This window comes from Alcaligenes faecalis (genome assembly GCF_005311025.1).
Lineage (GTDB): Bacteria > Pseudomonadota > Gammaproteobacteria > Burkholderiales > Burkholderiaceae_B > Alcaligenes > Alcaligenes phenolicus.
In genome coordinates this window covers 3,494,564-3,511,314 of record NZ_CP031747.1, presented here as the reverse complement: position 1 = coordinate 3,511,314, position 16,751 = coordinate 3,494,564, and the positions used below count along the sequence as shown (strand labels likewise).

Sequence of the window (16,751 nt, the reverse complement as noted above, 5' to 3'; positions counted from 1 at the left end):
TTTGGCATTGACCATGACAGCTATTCTTTCCGCCTGTGCCGTCCATACTCCCAGGGGTTCGGTGATTGTGGATCCGGATGGTTACGGTGGATATGGGCAGCGTCACTGTCCACCCGGCCAGGCTAAAAAGGGCAATTGCTAAGCAAGTACCGCAGGCTGCCCCCTTATTTGCGCTGATAGCGCTTGCTACCTGTGCTGGTTTCGCAATAGCGCCCTCCACGAGGGCCGGTGCAATAGGTTCCACTGGAGCAGGGGCAAACGCTGCTGGATTGCAGCGCCTGTGGCCTGGACTGCGAACGTTGTCCTGCAGTGCCGGTGTACGCAGGACACGACCGCTTGCTGCCGCTGGCTGAACCATCACGGCATACAAAGACTTCCCCCTCGCAGTGGGAAATGCCACCTTTTTTGCCTGAGCAGGGAGTGTTTCTTGCCTGCGTGCTCAGAGGTAGCAATACCATGATCAGGCATAGGAACAGCCATTTCATTCTTGTCTCACATGCCAGGGACGAATTAGTCACTTCGGATTGTAGGGTGCTGTGTTCGACTCACTGGGGGGGCACCAGAATTCAGACGGGTTTTGGAGGCTTTAGTAGAGTCCGGTTGATTAATAATGATAACGACAAGAAATGATGGTGATGCTTGCCTTGTCTACGGCATAGACCAGGCGATTCGTGTCATCAATGCGTCTTGACCAAAAGCCGGACAGATTTTCTTTAAGCGCTTCAGGTTTGCCTATGCCATCGAATGGCGCACGTCGTACTTCTTCTATCAGTTTGTTGATACGCTTCAATGTCTTGCGGTCCTGGCCTTGCCAATACACATAGTCAATCCAGGCAGCGTCAGTCCAGCATAACAAACGGTCAGTCATCGCTCGGCTCGCGTGGCATGGCTTTGCCAGCACGATATTGTTCGATAGAGCGGCTCAGGTGTTCCGCATTAGCGGGGGAGCGCAGCAGATGGACGGTTTCCATCAAGCTGTTGTAGTAATCGAGTGACATGACTACAGCGTCTTCCGCATCACGACGCGTGATGATGGTGGTGCTGGCGTCATCGACTACGCCATCCAGTACAGCTTTCAAGCTGTTGCGCGCTTCTGAAAACGAGATGATTTTCATGGTAACCTTACTTGTCCAATTCACTGTACAAGTCTAATGGGAATAGTATGACTTGTACAGATTACTGTACGGGTTAAAGCCTTTGATGGAGGAAGGAGCCAGGCGCATGCAGTGAGCTTATTTGGGGCCCCCCCCCCCCCCCCCACCTCCCCCTCCTAATGAGCGTTTCGGCCCCAGCCCGTACTGGCCTCCGGGCCCGGCCTATCGGGGCCACGATCAGGCCCGCGAAGCCGTGCGCCGTGGAGAAGCCTTGCCGCTGCGGGAAGTCCTGAAGCGGGTTCGCGAGACCTATCCCGGACGAGTGCTGCGTGTGCAGTTTGAATATGACGAGCGCTTTGAGCTCTGGGTGTATGACTTGCGCATGCTGGTTGACGACAACCGCCTGTTGCGTTTGAAAGTGGACGCCTTGACCGCCAAAGTGTTGCTTGTGCGCGGCGTGAAACGCTCGCATTCCCGAGGACATTAAGATGCGGATACTGGTTGTTGAAGACGAACCTACCTTGGCATCGCAATTGCAGCAGGCGCTGGAACGGGCTGGCTATGCCGTTCAGGTGGCCCATGATGGTGAGCAAGGCCATTATCAGGGCGAGGTAGAGGCCTTTGATGCTGTAGTGCTGGATCTGGGTTTGCCGGGCATGGACGGGGTATCGGTCTTGCGTCGCTGGCGTGCTTCGGACATCAATATGCCGGTGCTGATTCTGACCGCCCGCAATGATTGGCACGACAAGGTCGAAGGTATGGATGCGGGTGCAGACGATTACGTGGCCAAACCCTTTCACATGGAAGAGCTGCTGGCTCGTATGCGCGCTTTGCTGCGCCGTGCGGCCGGTCAGGCGAACCCACGTTTGCAGCTGGGCAAATTGGAGCTGGACGCGCGCTCGTCCTCCATCAGTTGTGCGGGCATGGTCTTGTCGCTGACCAGCCATGAATACCGTTTGCTGGCGTTCATGATGCATCACCCTGGCCAAGTGCTGTCGCGTACTCAATTGACCGAGCATATTTATTCTCAGGACTTCGAGCGCGACTCCAATACCATCGAGGTTTTTATCGGCCGTCTGCGCAAGAAATTGCCCGCCGGTTATATCGAAACGGTGCGAGGTATGGGCTACCGTCTGGTGGACCCTGAAGCATGATCGCCTTGCGGGGTCATACCATTCTGGGCTCTCTGCGTGGCCGCCTGCTGCTGGGGACTTTGGCCTGGATTCTGATCAGTATTGTTCTGGCCGGTTTGGGCCTGAACCGCTTGTTTCAAGACCACGTTTACCGGCAGTTCGAGCAGCGTTTGCAAACTCATCTGGACCAGATCATGGCGGACGTGAATCTGGACAATGCGGATGGGGTGACTCTGCAATCGCGCCTGAGCGATCCTTTATTTGAACAGCCTTATTCGGGCATGTACTGGCAAATTGCGCGCCAGGAAGCGGGCAGTGAGCAGTGGACGGTGGTTTTGCGCTCGACCTCCTTGTGGGACGAGGCTCTGGATGTGAATGCTCCCGATTCGCCCAATGGCATCTTGTCGCTGACGGGGCCGGAAAAGCAACGCCTGGTTGTGTTGCGTCAGGAGCTGGACGAGGTGAATGACAAGGGACAAAGCTTGCAGATCATGGTGGCCGGCAACCGGGAGCTGCTGGCCGAACCATTAGCCCGTTTTGAGCGGATTCTGTTCCTGTCGCTAGGTGGTTTGGCCGTGGGTTTGATCCTGGCGGCAATCTTGCAAGTGGTGCTGGCCTTGTACCCTCTGCATCTTTTGCGACGTCGTTTGCTGGATGTGCAGGAGGGGCGGGAGCCACAAGTCAGTGGCAATTTCCCCAGTGAAATTCAACCCTTGGTGGATGATTTCAATGCTGTACTCAGTGCTAATGCGGGTATGGTGGATCGCGCACGGGCGCAGGCGGGAAATCTTGCCCATGCGGTCAAAACCCCGCTAACAATTATGGGCAACGCCGCGCAAGCCGAAGATCCGCATTTGGCGGCTTTGGTTAGCGAGCAGGTGGCCTTGGCCCAGCGTCAGGTTGACCACCACTTGTCTCGTGCACGAGCCATGGCGGTACGCGCCATAGGTGTGCGTACGGATGTGTCTAGTTGTCTGCAGTCCTTGTGTCGGGTGATGGGGCGTTTGCATAGCGACAAGCAGATTCATCTGGATTTACCCGATCAGGAGTTGATCTTTAAAGGCGAAGAGCAGGACTTGCAGGAGATGGCTGGAAACCTGTTGGATAACGCCTGCAAATGGGCGACGCAGAATGTGTGGTGTCAGGTGTGGCAGCAGGACAATGTGCTGCATCTGGTGGTGGAAGATGATGGTCCTGGCCTGGAGCCGGAGCAGTTGGAGCGTGTGTTTGGTCGTGGCCAGCGTGCGGATGAGCGACATCCAGGCTTTGGACTGGGACTGGATATTGTGCGTGAGCTGGCGCGCAGCTATCAGGGGAAAGTGCAAGCCAGTGCGTCGGAGAAAGGGGGGTTACGACTGGATTTGACCTTGGCGAGTTAAGGCCAGAAGCCAGGTGCCAACGCCAACGCCAACTAACTTTAACTCCCGTGCAAGTGCAGTAGCGTCGAGCGTAGAGGTACCTGAGACCAGCGGACTGAGTGGCTAGGGTGAACAAGGGGAGGCAGGTGGGGGTTATGCTTGATCATCCAAGAAAAACGCCCGGCGAAGCGGGCGTTTTTTAGCACATGAATCGGGCCAGCCTTAGTTCCAGGGGCCGCCATCGCCACCCAGGCTGTAGCGTCCGGCGCCAATCAAGCCGACTGTGAGCGCACCAATCAGGAACATGCCTTGCAACTCCAAGGCCCAAATACCTTGGGCATTGAAACTGCCGATCTGGTTGCTATGGGCCAGCAACAAGGCAATGACCATGTTCATGGCTACAATCAAACCGCCGGCACGGGCGTAAAAACCCAGAATCATCAGGACGGGAGCAATCACTTCGCCTATGTACACGCCCCAGGCCAGAAAGCCGGGCATATTGTTGGCGATCAGCATTCTTTCGATTCCTCCGATGCCATAACGTATCTTGGCGATGCCGTGCAGCAGGATCAACACACCGACCGTGACACGCAGCAAGAGTTTTCCAAGATCATCACGAGACATACAGGCGCTCCATTATGTAGTGGGACAGGAAGGTGCGTTATTGTAGAAGACCGGGTTCTTAAAAGTATGACGGAGCATTTACATGACACAAAAGCAGGCTGTCGCAGCAGAACTGGCCCCCAGCGGGGTTTTGCGTGTTGCCATGAATTATGGCAATCCCGTCCTGGCCCAACGCGGTGCCAATGAGCAGTCGCCCAAAGGGGTCTCGGCGGACCTGGCGCGCAGTGTGGCGCAAGAGCTGGGCCTGAGCGTGCAATTTCATGGCTACGATGCGGCCCAGGCTGTCGTAGAGGCGGTCTACAGGAACGAGTGGGATCTGGCGTTTTTGGCGATTGATCCCAAGCGTGCGGAAAAGATTCGCTTCAGTGAAGCCTATGTGCATATCGAAGGCACCTATCTGGTGCGTGACGAGTCCGCCTTTCAGAACGTGGATCAGCTGGATCAGCAAGGCGTGTGCATTGCCGTTGGCAAAGGGGCGGCCTACGATTTGTTCCTGAGCCGTCATTTAAAACATGCCGATCTGGTACGGGCAACGACCTCTGCCGATGCGATTGATCTGTTTGTGGAAGAAGAACTGGATGCCGCTGCGGGCGTACGACAGCCTTTGGAGCGCTATGCCCGCTCCCGCAGCGGCTTGCGTGTGCTGCCCGACAGTTTCACTGTGATTCGTCAGGCCATGGCGGTGCCGTCAGAGCGTACGCTGGCCCATGCCTGGGTTGAGGCCTTTATTGCCCGGCAGAAAAAGGAAGGGATGGTGGCGCAGTTCCTGGCTGATAGCGGCCAGGCGAATGTCACCGTACCGGAATAGGCGCAAGGCGCGTATTCAATTCGTCTTGCAGGGCCTGCCTGAACAGGGCCTGCGCCTTGCCCACATCCTGTCCCTTGGATTGCAGAAGATAAATGGGCAAGTCCAGACCATTGCTGCCGGTAGAGAACTGGATACGGTGCAAACGGCCAGACTCCAGTGAGGGCCGCAGGCAAGACAAGGGCAGATTTGCCCAACCCAATCCCCGTTCCACCAGTTCCAGTGTCATGGGCAGACTGTCCGTTTTCCATTGACGCAGGCTGAGCATGGAACGGTCCTTGCGTATATCCTTGTCGGGGCTGGTAATCACAATCTGCCGGTAGGCTTTCAAATCTTCCAGGGGCCTGGGGCTGTCCTGTAGCAAGGGATGGCCGGGTGCAGCGACAGCGCTAATGGTTTCGGTCCACAGCGATTGCACAATCCCCACGCTTTCCAGTTCCCGTCCGCCATAGGCAATGCACAGATCCAGCTCGCGCTTTTGCAGTGCTTCGACCAGCGCGTCTTGGGGCGCGGTTCGCAGTTCTATGTCCAGACCGGGATAGCGTTGCTCCAGAGCCTGCAAGGCAATCAACGCCGGTTCGGGATCGACATCGCACACGATACCCAGCCGTAAATGGCTTTCCAATCCCCCCGATAATTCCTGCAAATGCAGTCGCAAACTCTGCAAGCGGCTGGCGATCAGCTTGGCGTCGGGCAGCATGGCCAGTAGTTCGGCCGTGGGTACAGGTTCACGTCGGCTGCGGTCAAAAAGCGACAGATCCAGCTCGGCCTCCAGATTGGCCACGGCCATGCTGACGGCCGATTGTGTGCGGCGCAACGCCCGCGCGGCGGCGGAGAAGGAGCCGTGTTCAACCACGGCAAGCAAGAGCTCAAGATGATCACTGGTAAGCATGGCTAAACCATAAGTAAAACTGATGGAATCTGACTTTTTCTAGAAGCTGTACTGCGGATAATCATGCTTTCTGAGCTTTTGATCAAGGATATTTATCGTGCAGGGATGGAAAAGAAGAGTCGTCTACATAGGGATGTTCGAGTTGCTGGGCATGATGGTAGCGGCAACCGTATTGGGGCACTTGAGTGGGGCAGGGGCCATGGAAAGCGGGATGCTGTCTTTCATGATCAGCACCTGCGCGGTATCGGTGAACCTGTTCTACAACATGCTGTTTGAAGCCTGGGAGCGCCGTCGTCAGATTCAGGCGCGTACGTTCTGGCACCGGGTGCTGCACGTGGCCGGTTTTCAGATTGTGCTGGTGTCTTTGCTGATCCCGCTGATTGCGTGGTGGCTGAATGTCAGCTTGTGGAAAGCTTTTTTGATGGAAGCGGTGTTGCTGGCTTTCTTTCCCATCTTCGCCTTTATCTACAACTGGGCATTTGATTCTATTTTTGGTTTGCCCGACTCGGTGGGTGTGAGCGCCAGCCAAAGTTAAATGACGCAGTGAACCGAACTGGCAAAACTAAAAGGCCTTGCAGATTGCTCTGCAAGGCCTTTGAATTTTTTGGTCGGGGCGGCGGGATTCGAACTCGCGACCCTCTGGTCCCAAACCAGATGCGCTACCAGGCTGCGCTACGCCCCGACTAAGAAAAAAATTATATCCCGTCGTGGTGAACTTGGCAAGCATAGGCCCACATCAAAAAGGGGCTTGCACGCATTTATCGGGAGTCAGCTAATTTTCAGCCCTGTAAAGATGTGTTTCTTATGTTGGGCTTAAACATTTTAGGTGCTTATAGTTAAGTGACAAGCTGATCATAAGGCATTGTGTTCTTTGTTTTTTTCCACACGAGTAGCATTCATGCACCGGGGGCAGGCAAAGAAGTTGGGGGCGAATGCTGCTCATCATTTTTCCAAAAGGAGAAAGGACGATGAGCCAAGTTTCACAGGGTGGAATACTGACACGGCGACATTTCCTGACGATGGTCGGGTATGCCGCAGGTGGCGCGGCCATGTATCAGGCCATGATGCGTCTGGGCCATGCGGCGGAGGGCAGTTACGATGGCCCGATTCGCCTGGAAGGCAAGCCCAAGCCAGGGACCTCTGTGGTGATCCTGGGGGCGGGTCTGGCTGGCATGGTGGCCGCTTTGGAGCTGCGCAACGCAGGGTACAAAGTCAAAATCCTGGAGTTTCGGGAAAAAGTGGGGGGGCGCAACTGGTCCTTGCATGGCGGGGACAGCTATACCGAGCTGGGGGGTGCCAAGCAGGATGTCAAGTTCGATAAGGATCAATACATCAACCCCGGCCCGTGGCGGATTCCTTTCCATCACCGGGCCTTGCTGGATTATTGCAAGCGGCTGAAAGTCAGGCTGGAACCGTTTATCCAGTACAACTACAACGCCTATCTGCATAGCAAAGAGCATTTTGGTGGCAAGCCTCAGCGGTTTCGCCATATCCACGCGGATTTTCAGGGGCAGGTCTCCGAGCTCTTGTCCAAAGCCATTAATACTCAGTCTCTGGATGCACCCTTGTCCAAGGAGGATCAGGAAAAGCTGCTGGAAGCCTTGCGCAGCTGGGGGGCCTTGGACAAGAACATGGCTTATGTGAAAGGCCATGCCAGTTCCGAGGTACGCGGTTTTGAGCGTGATCCGGGAGGTGGTCTGAATGCACAACCCGAGTTTTCCGAGCCTTTGAAACTGGCCGATATTGTGCGCTCCAGTGTTTGGCACAATATGGGCATTCATGATCTGTACGAGTTTCAGCAGACCATGTTTCAGCCGGTGGGTGGGATGGACCAGATCGGCGCTGCTTTTGGCAAGGAGCTGGAGGGACTGTTTACCTTTAATGCCAAGGTCACTGCGATCAAGCAGAGTGATGGCAAGGTGACGGTTAGCTACAAGGATCAAAGCAAGGGTAGCGAGCACACTGAAACAGCAGACTGGTGCGTATGCACCATTCCCTTGTCGATTCTGAGCCAGATAGATCTGGATGCCAGCAAGGAAATGCACGCTGCCATTGACGCTGTGCCCTACGCTCCCTCGGTCAAGATCGGGCTGCAGTTCAAACGGCGCTTCTGGGAAGATGATGACGCGATCTATGGCGGCATCAGTTATACCGACCTGCCCATCACACAAATCTCTTACCCCAGTGGCGGCATGATGGCCGGTGGCAAAGGCGTATTGCTGGGGGGGTATATGTTCGGTCCCAGCGCCGTGGAATGGTCGTCGCTCAGTCCCGAGGATCGGGTCAAGAAGGCCCTGGAATATGGTGCGCAAATCCACCCTCAATATAAGGATGAGTTCGAGAGTGGGGTGGCGGTCGCCTGGCACCGCGTTCCCTGGACATTGGGCTGCTATGGCATGTGGACGGACCAGACACGGGCCGCGCACTACGAGAACCTGTGCCAGATTGATGGTCGACTGGTTTTGGCGGGTGAGCACGCTTCTTACGTCAACGCCTGGCAGGAAGGCGCGATCCTGTCGTCCCTGAACGCGATTTCCCGCCTGCATAGCCATATTGTGGGTAATCAACAAGCCGATTCCAAAGGAGCCTAGTCATGATGATGCGATCTCTAGCGGTTTTTCTGGCCTCGGGACTGTTGACCATCAGCCATGCGGATACGGCGGTGGTAGGGGGTGATACGGTGGTCTTTACCCAGAAAACCGGCCAGGAAATTTATGAGCAGGTCTGTGCGTCTTGCCACATGATCGATGGCAAGGGCGCTCAAGGGGCGGGCATGTATCCGTCCCTGTCCAAGAATCCGAAACTGGGGGCGCCTGCTTATGTGGTGTTCATGGTGAACCAGGGCAATAAGGGCATGCCCGGTTTTGGTGGCGTTCTAAATGACGAGCAAATAGCCGAAGTCGTCAACTATGTGCGCTCTCACCTGGGCAATGAGTTCACTGACAAGATCACGGCCAAGGATGTGGCAGGCCAGCGTCCCAAGGACCACCAGTACTTTGATCTGAACTGATCAAAGGCTGCTTGTCGTCATGCTGACACCTGATTGGAGCACGGTCTTCGCACTGGAAATACCTGTGTTGGAGTCCGTGCTGCGAGGCACAGTGGTGTACTTTGTTCTGTTCGTCCTGCTGCGGCTGGCAGGACGACGTGAACTGGGATCGCTGGGCGTTGCGGACCTGTTGATTCTTTTGCTGATTGCCGATGCCAGTGGTAATGCGATGTCAGGCGGCAGCAATTCCTTGACGGATGGTCTGCTGGTGGCCGCAACCATTGTGGCCTGGGGGTACATAGTCGATTGGCTGATGTACCGATTCCCGGCGCTCAATGCACTGGCCACTCCGCGCAAAGTGTGTGTGGTCAGGGACGGGCAATTGCAGTGGCGCAATATGCGTCGGGAGTTTGTGACCCGCGATGAAATCCTGAGTGAAATGCGTTTGGCCGGAATCCAGTCGCTGGAAGAGGTAGCGGCGGCTTATATTGAGCCTAATGGCAAACTCAGCTTTTTGAAGGACACATCCGTGTAGTGTGAACGGGTCGGGAACAGGCAGGGCTGAAGGCTCAGGCCCGATAGCCCTGCGAAATCCATTGCATGCAGAAAATAAAGGTGAACACCGCTACGGGGAAGGGCAGCAAGGCAAAAAGCCGAATAGCCAGACTGCGAGTTTGTCCGCGCAGGCCACGCTTGTAAACATAGAGGCCGATCAGGCAGGCGATCAGGGGGAACAGAAAGACTGGCAGCAGCAGAAACAGGGTAGGGACGGTCAGGAGGCACAGCAGTAAGGCCAGGCTGCTCAGACCTAGAATTTTTGAATTGCTCATTTCCGATTCCTGATCAGGGTAGGTCGTCAGAGCATAACGCAAATAAGGCGATGCCCTGGGAGCAGGCAAAGAAAAAGGCTTAGTTCACTGTGCAATGAACTAAGCCTTTAATTCTTTAATGGTCGGGGCGGCGGGATTCGAACTCGCGACCCTCTGGTCCCAAACCAGATGCGCTACCAGGCTGCGCTACGCCCCGACTAAAGACAAGCATAATAGAGCGAATTCAGGACTTCGTCAAGCCCTGAGCCCTCGGTTTTAGCGTTTTTGCAGGTGGGGCAGGGTGTAAGCCTGTTCGTGATACGCCCAGCTAGGCCAGAGCACGTGGGCAAGGGCTTCCTTGGCCAGCCCTTCGTCTATCTGGTCCAGCTGCTCGTACTTGTCCGGCGCGGTATAGCGATACTGACAAGGCGGCAGGTGTGGCATCAGCACGGTCAGGATGTCGCCTTTCAAATAGCCATAGTTCTCGAAGTACTGCATCATGGCCCGGTCGCTGTCCTGCTGGGTCAGGTCGCGCCCGATCATGGGGTGCTCGCTTTCAATGCCCATCAGGGATAGCAGGGTGGGGGCCAGGTCAATCTGGCTCATGATGCGTTCGTCCTGACGACTGGGAACGCCTGCGCCCAGAATCAGGGCAGGAATATGGAAGTGACGCACAGGCACCAGATTGGCACCGCCCACGCGCGAGTCATGGTCGGCCACGATCAAGAATACTGTGTTGTCCCAATAGTCGGATTCACGCGCTTTCTTGAAGAAGTCCCCAATGGCCCAGTCGGCGTAACGTACCGTGTTCTCTACCGTGGCGGGATCGCCTTCCACCTGAATACGGCCAGCCGGGTATTCCCAAGGCGAGTGGTTGCTGACGGAGAAGGCCAGTGTCAGGGTGGGTTGCTCCTTGTCCTGGCTTAGCAACTGGTGCAGCTTGTTGAACATATCCTGGTCGCTGGCGCCCCAGGTGCCGACGAACTCGGGGGACTCAAAGCTGGATTGCTCATGCAGCTCATCAAAGCCATTGCCCAGGAAAAAGCTCTTCATATTGTCAAAGTGGGCTTCGCCGCCATAGATAAAGCGTGAGCGGTAACCTTGTTCCTTGAGCAATTGGGCCAGGGTGAAAAAGCGGGTTTGCGAGCCGGGCAGGCGCAGTACAGCGTCTGCCACGGTTGGGGGGAAACCGGCAGAAACCGCTTCCAGACCCCGTACCGAACGCGTGCCGGTAGCGTAGGCGCGGCGAAAGTTCCAGCCCGTTTGGGCCAGTTTGTCCAGTTCGGGGGTTAGATTGGCGCCGCCCAGATTGCTGACATATTGCGCCCCCAGGCTCTCCTCCACGATCAGGACCAGATTGGGTTTGCGCTCACGTTTTTGCACTGGCGTCTGACGATGCAGGGTGGGGAGTGTGTCAGGGCCAGCCGGCAAGGCAGCCGCATCGCGCACGATCTGGTTCATTTCTGCGACGTCCAGGCCACCGTAAATATCCTCAGCCGAGCGCTCGTTTTTCATGCTGTAGATGGCGTAGGCCACGTTATACAGCGAGTTCAAGGGCAGCGTGTTGAGCATGCTGTCGCTGCTCCAGGCGACCGAAGAAGGATTGATGGGGCGGTGGGCCAAGGTGCCCCGAATTGCCAGGATGCACAGGGCCGCAGCAATCAGCATCCAGATAGGACGCAGCCACCAGCTCATCACGGGGTCGGCAGACACGTGACCAAAAATAGACCAGCCCGAGTACACAATCAGCCCCAGACCAATCAGGGCGATGCCTATCATCAGCTTGTAGCCTTTCCAGAGCATGCCCACTACTTCTTGAGGGTGCTTCAGATAGTCCACATACAGCCGATTGGGGCGAGTGTCGTATTCAATAATGAATTGGGGCGTGGAAACTTCCAGCAAGGTCAGCAGGAACCAGGCGAAGGTAAACCAGATGGCGGCTATGGTCGTCATGACGGGATAGTGTCCTAGCCAGGGGGCCAGCAAGACCACGGGGGCGCTGAGCGCGGCGATCATCAGGGCGTCGATACGCAAGCCGCCAATCAGGATGGGCAGCAGACCTCCGGCCTGACGCACACGCGGCCATTGCCACAAGGCAAAAGCCAGCCTGAAAGCGGTCAGCAAAATCAGGGCTGAAGGAACAAAAACGTAAACAAGATGGCGCATAAAATGTGGTCCTGGTCGACCTAATTGCCACGGACGGTGGCACTGGCATCGAATTGCACGATTGTATGTCAGTTTAATGAGCAAACTATCTTGCTAAACGCTTGGGCTTCTCGGGGAAGTGTGGCCGCATGCCGGTTCGGGGTTTAAAGACGAAAAAAAAGCAGGCCGCTTTGAAAGACAGCCTGCCGCTAAGGAGGAGTTAAGGGGAGCCAGCCCTGTGTTACCAGGGCTGGCGATAGGTTTAGGCAACGCGTTGGCTGGGTTCGGTACGAGAACGGAACTGGCTGCGTTGCTGTTCACGCTGGGCGTAGGCTTTGACGTGGCCCGCATCTTTGACATGACCGTAGCCACGGATCAGATCCGGGTAGTTCAACCAGCGCTGGGCCACTTCCATATTGTCCGCATCCAGGTGGGCGCTGACTTCATTCAGGTCGGCCAGATAGTCCTCAATGTTCTGACGTTCCTGACGGCGTTCCTGGGTGTAGCCAAAGATATCCAGCGCACCACCACGCAAACCACGCAGACGGGCCAGAATCTTGAACAAGCTGCGGGTCGAAGGGCCAAACTTGCTCTTGACTGGCTGACCCTGGCTGTTCTTGCGACCGAGCAAGGGCGGGGCCAGATGGTACTCAATCTGGTAGTCCTTGCCAGGCTCACCCGCAAACTGGGCACGCAGCTTGTCCAGGAAGACCGGGTCGGTGTACAGGCGGGCCACTTCGTACTCGTCCTTGTAGCTCATCAGCTTGGCCAGCTGCGTGGCGGCGATACGAGTCAGGGGTAGAGCCTTGTCCTGATTCAGGCGCGATTCGCGTTCCATGACCTTGTTGATGGCGTCGCGGTAGCGCTTGGCCCAGGCCGGATTCTGATACGCAGTCAGGTGTTCTTCCATGCGCTTGATCAGGGACTGCACACTTTCAGGGAAAGTGACTTCACGGGCTTTGGGTGTCGCACCTTCCATCAAGGCTTCGATACCCTTTTCAGCCGCCAGACGCCCCCACTGGAAGGCTTCACGGTTGGCTTTGACAGCGACGCCGTTCAGTTCGATAGCGCGCAGCAAGCTGTCCATATGCAGCGGAATCCAGCCGCGCTGGAAGGCATAGCCCAGCAAGATGGGGTTGGCATAGAGCGCATCGCCCATAACGTGTACGGCCAGGGCATTGGCGTCCAGATAGCGGATTTCCTTGCCTACGGCATTTTCGATATCCGTGCAGGCGGTTTGCAGCGGGAATTTCCAGTGCGCATTGCCGATCAGGTCCGAAGTCGGGCTGGCTGCGGTGTTGATAATGGTGTGGGTGCGATCGCGGCTGACACGGCTCAGGACATCCGTGGAGGCGCTGACCAGAGCATCACTGCCAATCAGCAAGGAGGCCTCGCCCGTTGGGACGCGGGTGGCATGGAGCAGATCGGGCTGGCGTGCGATTTGCACGTGGCTTAGCACCGCACCACCTTTCTGGGCCAAACCGGCCATATCCAGAACGCTGACCCCTTTTTGCTCGATATGAGCAGCCATACCCAGCAGGCCGCCTACCGTCACGACACCTGTGCCGCCAATACCGGCGATCAAAATACCGTAGGTCTTGTCCAGATCCGGCAGTTTGGGCAAAGGCAGGTCGGCCAGATTGAAGGACTCCAGCGAACGGCCCTGAGCTTCCGGCTTGCGTACCTGCGCCCCTTTCAGCGTGACAAAGCTGGGGCAGAAACCGTTAACGCAGGAGAAGTCCTTATTACAGGAGGACTGGTTGATGCGGCGCTTGGAGCCCATAGGGGTGTCCAGAGGCTCAACGGACAAGCAGTTGGATTTGACCGAGCAGTCCCCGCAGCCTTCACAGACCGTGTCGTTGATGAAGGCGCGCAGGGCAGGGTCCGGGTAAGTCCCTTTCTTGCGGCGACGGCGTTTTTCCGTGGCGCAGGTCTGGTCGTAGACCAGGATGGTGGTGCCGGGCACTTCGCGCAGCTCGCGCTGTACGCGGTCCAGCTCATCACGGTGATACACAGGCGGGTTGCCAGCCAGGGTAACGCCCTTGAATTTCTCGGGCTCGTCGGTGACCACCACAATCTTGCGAGCGCCCTCGGCATGGACCTGGGCAATGACGTCGGTGACTTTCAATATCCCGTCTACGGGCTGGCCGCCTGTCATGGCGACGGCATCGTTATACAGAATCTTGTAGGTGATATTGGAGTTGGCTGCGATCGAGGCTCGGATCGCCAAAATTCCCGAATGGAAATACGTGCCATCGCCCAGGTTGGCGAAGACGTGTTTTTCATCGGTAAAGGGTTGTTGGCCAATCCAGGCGACGCCTTCGCCGCCCATATGACTGAAGGTGGAGGTGCTGCGATCCATCCAGACCGTCATGTAGTGACAGCCAATCCCGGCCATGGCGCGCGAGCCTTCGGGCACGCGAGTGGAGGTATTGTGCGGACAGCCCGAACAGAACCAGGGCTTGCGCTCTACGCTGACGCGCGGCATACGGGCTTCGCGGTCCTTGGCATCCAGAATGGCCAGACGGGCCTGGATGCGGGCTTGCAGCTCCTCGGAAATGTCCATGGTGCACAAGCGGCGGGCAATGGCGCGCGCAATAATCGCAGGAGACAGTTCACCTTGAGGAGGGAGTAGCCAGGGCGAGCGCAAGCTGGACCATTCGCCGCCACCGTGTTCGGTCTCGTCAAACTTGCCGTAGACCTTGGGACGTACGTCATCGCGCCAGTTGTACAGCTCTTCTTTAAGTGCATATTCCAGAATCTGGCGTTTTTCTTCCACCACCAGAATTTCGGACAGGCCGGTTGCGAACTGGCGGGCGTCTTGCCCGTCCAGGGGCCAAATACAGCCCACTTTAAATAGTCGGATACCTAGCTCGGCGCATAGCTCGTCGGACAGGCCCAGATCGGCCAGTGCCTGACGGGTATCCAGATAGGCTTTACCCGCCGTCATGATGCCAAAGCGGGCTTCGGGCGAATCAATCTCGACGCGGTTCAATTTGTTGGCGCGCACATAAGCCAGAGCGGCGTACCACTTGTGGTTCATCATGCGGGCTTCTTGCGCCAGTGGCGGGTCTGGCCAGCGGATGTTCAGACCATCGGCGGGCATGTCCTCGATCTCGGGCAGGACAATGTTCAGGCTGTCCGGGTCCAGATCAACTGAGGCGTTTGACTCCACCACTTCAGTGACGCATTTCAAGGCTACCCACAGGCCGGAGAAGCGGCTCATGGCCCAGCCGTGCTGGCCAAAGTCCAGGTATTCCTGCACGTTGGCCGGGTAGAGCACGGGAATACCGGCGGCGGCGAAAACGTGATCGGACTGGTGGGCAACAGTGGAGGATTTGGCACCGTGGTCATCGCCTGCCAGTACCAGCACACCGCCGTGGCGGGCGCTACCGGCCGAGTTGGCATGCTTGAACACGTCCATGGAGCGGTCCACGCCAGGGCCCTTGCCGTACCACATGGCAAAGGTGCCGTCGAAACGGGCACTGGGGTACAGATTGGTTTGCTGGCTACCCCAGACGGCGGTAGCGGCCAGATCTTCGTTCAGACCGGGTTTGAACACGATGTCGTGTTCTTTCAGGTGTTTGCTGGCTTGCCACAGAGCCTGGTCTACGCTCCCTAATGGGGAGCCCCGGTAGCCAGAGATGAAGCCTGCTGTATTCAGACCGGCGCGCCGGTCCCGTTCTTTCTGCAGCATGGGCAAGCGCACCAGGGCTTGGGTGCCGCTCATATAGGCGCGGCCCTTGGTGACAGTGTATTTGTCATCCAGGGACACGGATTCCAACATGGCCTTGTAAGGTTTGTTGAGTGGGGCGTTCATGAGTTTGTCTCCTGCAAGAAGGATGGTTTTCGTGCAAGTTGTTGTCGTTTGTTCTTTAGTCTAGGGCAGCTTTTTGTTATCGTAAAATCAAATTTACGTGTACCTGATATCTGAAAAACGGATGGCTATGAAGCACGAAGTGACTCTGAGGCAGTTTCGATATTTCATTGCTGCGGCGGTCAGCGGGCAGTTCTCGGCGGCGGCCCAGGCGGAGAATGTCTCGCAGTCGGCCATCAGTAATGCGGTGCAAAGTCTGGAGCGCCAGCTGAATGTGGCCTTGTTTGAGCGTTTGCCCCATGGTGTGGAGTTAACGCCACAGGGACAGGCGTTCTTTCACCACGCCCATCACGTGATTGATGCCGTCAGCGATGCGCTGAACCATGCAGATTTGCGGCGACAGAATATCGAAGGGCAGATTCGGGTAGCCGCGGGCTATACGGTTCTAGGCTACTTCTTGCCTGATCTGATCAGTCGTTTCAAGCACAGCTATCCGAATATCGACATCGAGCTGGTGGATATGGAGCGCCCCGAAATGGAGGCCGCCCTGGAGGGCGAGCGTATCGATCTGGGTGTTGCTATTTTGTCGAATATCACCGATTTGGCCATGTTCGGGCACCATCGCCTGAGCAGTTCCCGCCGGCGCTTATGGGTGTCGGATCAACATGCCCTGGCCAATGAGTCCAGTGTGTCCCTGGAGCAGGTCAACAACTATCCCTACATCTTTCTGACGGTGGACGATGCTGATACGGCGGCCATGCGACATTGGGGCAGCCCCGGCTTTCCGGAGCGTGTCGCTATGCGGACCCGCTCCCTGGAGGCGGTGCGCGGTTTGGTGGCTTATGGCTTTGGGGTGACGATCTTGTCAGATATGGTTTACCGGCCCTGGTCTCTGGAAGGCAAGCGTATCCATGCCATCGGGATTCATGACCCGGTGGAGTCGGTAGAGGTGGGCTTGTTGTGGCCCAAAGGACGTGAGCCGGAAGGATTGGTGGCCTTGTTTCAGCGTTTTCTGATTCAGGCCTGTGATCATGATATGGCCCGCGCCGGCATGGGAAGCCGACGCGGTGGGGGACTGTTGTAGA

16 protein-coding genes and 2 tRNA genes are annotated in these 16,751 nt (G+C 56.7%); 9 read left to right on the top strand and 9 right to left on the bottom strand.

The window, feature by feature from the left end; translation table 11 throughout:
* Positions 1-604 precede the first annotated feature (604 nt).
* Together D0C27_RS16140 and D0C27_RS16135 are read right to left on the bottom strand one after the other, a co-directional pair.
* Complete coding sequence (locus tag D0C27_RS16140) at positions 605-868, bottom strand: Txe/YoeB family addiction module toxin (RefSeq protein WP_060186046.1); 264 nt, start codon at positions 866-868, stop codon at positions 605-607.
* Complete coding sequence (locus D0C27_RS16135) at positions 861-1,115, bottom strand: type II toxin-antitoxin system Phd/YefM family antitoxin (RefSeq protein ID WP_060186045.1); 255 nt, start codon at positions 1,113-1,115, stop codon at positions 861-863. Before D0C27_RS16135 ends, D0C27_RS16140 begins: the two co-directional genes overlap by 8 nt.
* Positions 1,116-1,236: 121 nt before the next feature.
* Here D0C27_RS16135 and D0C27_RS16130 point away from each other — a divergent pair, with 121 nt between their 5' ends.
* The 3 genes from D0C27_RS16130 to D0C27_RS16120 are packed head-to-tail and all read left to right on the top strand — an operon-like array spanning position 1,237 to position 3,606.
* Complete coding sequence (locus D0C27_RS16130; RefSeq protein WP_137431310.1) at positions 1,237-1,581, top strand: PepSY domain-containing protein; 345 nt, start codon at positions 1,237-1,239, stop codon at positions 1,579-1,581.
* A 1-nt stretch (position 1,582) separates the two neighbouring features.
* Positions 1,583-2,248 (top strand): response regulator transcription factor, encoded by a 666-nt coding sequence (locus D0C27_RS16125; protein ID WP_035270961.1) that lies wholly within the window; start codon positions 1,583-1,585, stop codon positions 2,246-2,248.
* Positions 2,245-3,606, top strand: coding sequence for a sensor histidine kinase (locus tag D0C27_RS16120; RefSeq protein ID WP_060185657.1), 1,362 nt, complete (start codon positions 2,245-2,247; stop codon positions 3,604-3,606). The genes D0C27_RS16125 and D0C27_RS16120 overlap by 4 nt, the downstream gene beginning before the upstream one ends.
* A gap of 201 nt (positions 3,607-3,807) precedes the next feature.
* On the opposite strand, the gene D0C27_RS16115 is transcribed toward D0C27_RS16120, so the two are convergent.
* Positions 3,808-4,209, bottom strand: coding sequence for a DoxX family protein (locus D0C27_RS16115; RefSeq protein WP_009457944.1), 402 nt, complete (start codon positions 4,207-4,209; stop codon positions 3,808-3,810).
* Between the two features lie 82 nt (positions 4,210-4,291).
* Between D0C27_RS16115 and D0C27_RS16110 the strand changes: the two genes are divergently transcribed.
* Positions 4,292-5,017 carry a transporter substrate-binding domain-containing protein gene (locus tag D0C27_RS16110; RefSeq protein WP_137431309.1) on the top strand — a complete coding sequence of 242 codons (726 nt, stop codon included), beginning with the start codon at positions 4,292-4,294 and terminating at the stop codon, positions 5,015-5,017.
* Here the strand turns inward: D0C27_RS16110 and D0C27_RS16105 are convergent.
* Positions 5,001-5,906 (bottom strand): LysR family transcriptional regulator, encoded by a 906-nt coding sequence (locus tag D0C27_RS16105; RefSeq protein ID WP_035270956.1) that lies wholly within the window; start codon positions 5,904-5,906, stop codon positions 5,001-5,003. The two genes, D0C27_RS16110 and D0C27_RS16105, sit on opposite strands and share 17 nt — an antisense overlap.
* Positions 5,907-6,003: 97 nt before the next feature.
* Between D0C27_RS16105 and D0C27_RS16100 the strand changes: the two genes are divergently transcribed.
* Positions 6,004-6,441 carry a PACE efflux transporter gene (locus D0C27_RS16100; RefSeq protein ID WP_009457937.1) on the top strand — a complete coding sequence of 146 codons (438 nt, stop codon included), beginning with the start codon at positions 6,004-6,006 and terminating at the stop codon, positions 6,439-6,441.
* A 70-nt stretch (positions 6,442-6,511) separates the two neighbouring features.
* Here the strand turns inward: D0C27_RS16100 and D0C27_RS16095 are convergent.
* Positions 6,512-6,588: transfer RNA gene (locus D0C27_RS16095), tRNA-Pro, on the bottom strand.
* Positions 6,589-6,874: 286 nt separating this feature from the next.
* On the opposite strand from D0C27_RS16095, the gene D0C27_RS16090 reads away from it, so the two are divergent.
* The 3 genes from D0C27_RS16090 to D0C27_RS16080 are packed head-to-tail and all read left to right on the top strand — an operon-like array spanning position 6,875 to position 9,430.
* Complete coding sequence (locus D0C27_RS16090) at positions 6,875-8,497, top strand: flavin monoamine oxidase family protein (protein WP_009457935.1); 1,623 nt, start codon at positions 6,875-6,877, stop codon at positions 8,495-8,497.
* Positions 8,498-8,499: 2 nt separating this feature from the next.
* Complete coding sequence (locus D0C27_RS16085; RefSeq protein ID WP_009457933.1) at positions 8,500-8,916, top strand: c-type cytochrome; 417 nt, start codon at positions 8,500-8,502, stop codon at positions 8,914-8,916.
* Between the two features lie 19 nt (positions 8,917-8,935).
* Entirely contained in the window at positions 8,936-9,430 is a 495-nt protein-coding gene (locus tag D0C27_RS16080) for a DUF421 domain-containing protein (RefSeq protein WP_009457931.1), read from the top strand.
* A 34-nt stretch (positions 9,431-9,464) separates the two neighbouring features.
* On the opposite strand, the gene D0C27_RS16075 is transcribed toward D0C27_RS16080, so the two are convergent.
* From D0C27_RS16075 to D0C27_RS16060, 4 genes are all read right to left on the bottom strand, one after another.
* A complete protein-coding gene (locus D0C27_RS16075; RefSeq protein WP_026485262.1) occupies positions 9,465-9,725 on the bottom strand; it encodes a hypothetical protein in 261 nt (86 codons plus the stop codon).
* Between the two features lie 119 nt (positions 9,726-9,844).
* Positions 9,845-9,921: transfer RNA gene (locus tag D0C27_RS16070), tRNA-Pro, on the bottom strand.
* Positions 9,922-9,980: 59 nt separating this feature from the next.
* Positions 9,981-11,870, bottom strand: coding sequence for an LTA synthase family protein (locus tag D0C27_RS16065; protein ID WP_137431308.1), 1,890 nt, complete (start codon positions 11,868-11,870; stop codon positions 9,981-9,983).
* 241 nt (positions 11,871-12,111) lie between these two features.
* Positions 12,112-15,669, bottom strand: coding sequence for an indolepyruvate ferredoxin oxidoreductase family protein (locus D0C27_RS16060; RefSeq protein ID WP_137431307.1), 3,558 nt, complete (start codon positions 15,667-15,669; stop codon positions 12,112-12,114).
* A 127-nt stretch (positions 15,670-15,796) separates the two neighbouring features.
* Between D0C27_RS16060 and D0C27_RS16055 the strand changes: the two genes are divergently transcribed.
* Complete coding sequence (locus D0C27_RS16055; RefSeq protein ID WP_022983505.1) at positions 15,797-16,750, top strand: LysR family transcriptional regulator; 954 nt, start codon at positions 15,797-15,799, stop codon at positions 16,748-16,750.
* The last annotated feature ends 1 nt before the right edge of the window (position 16,751 follow it).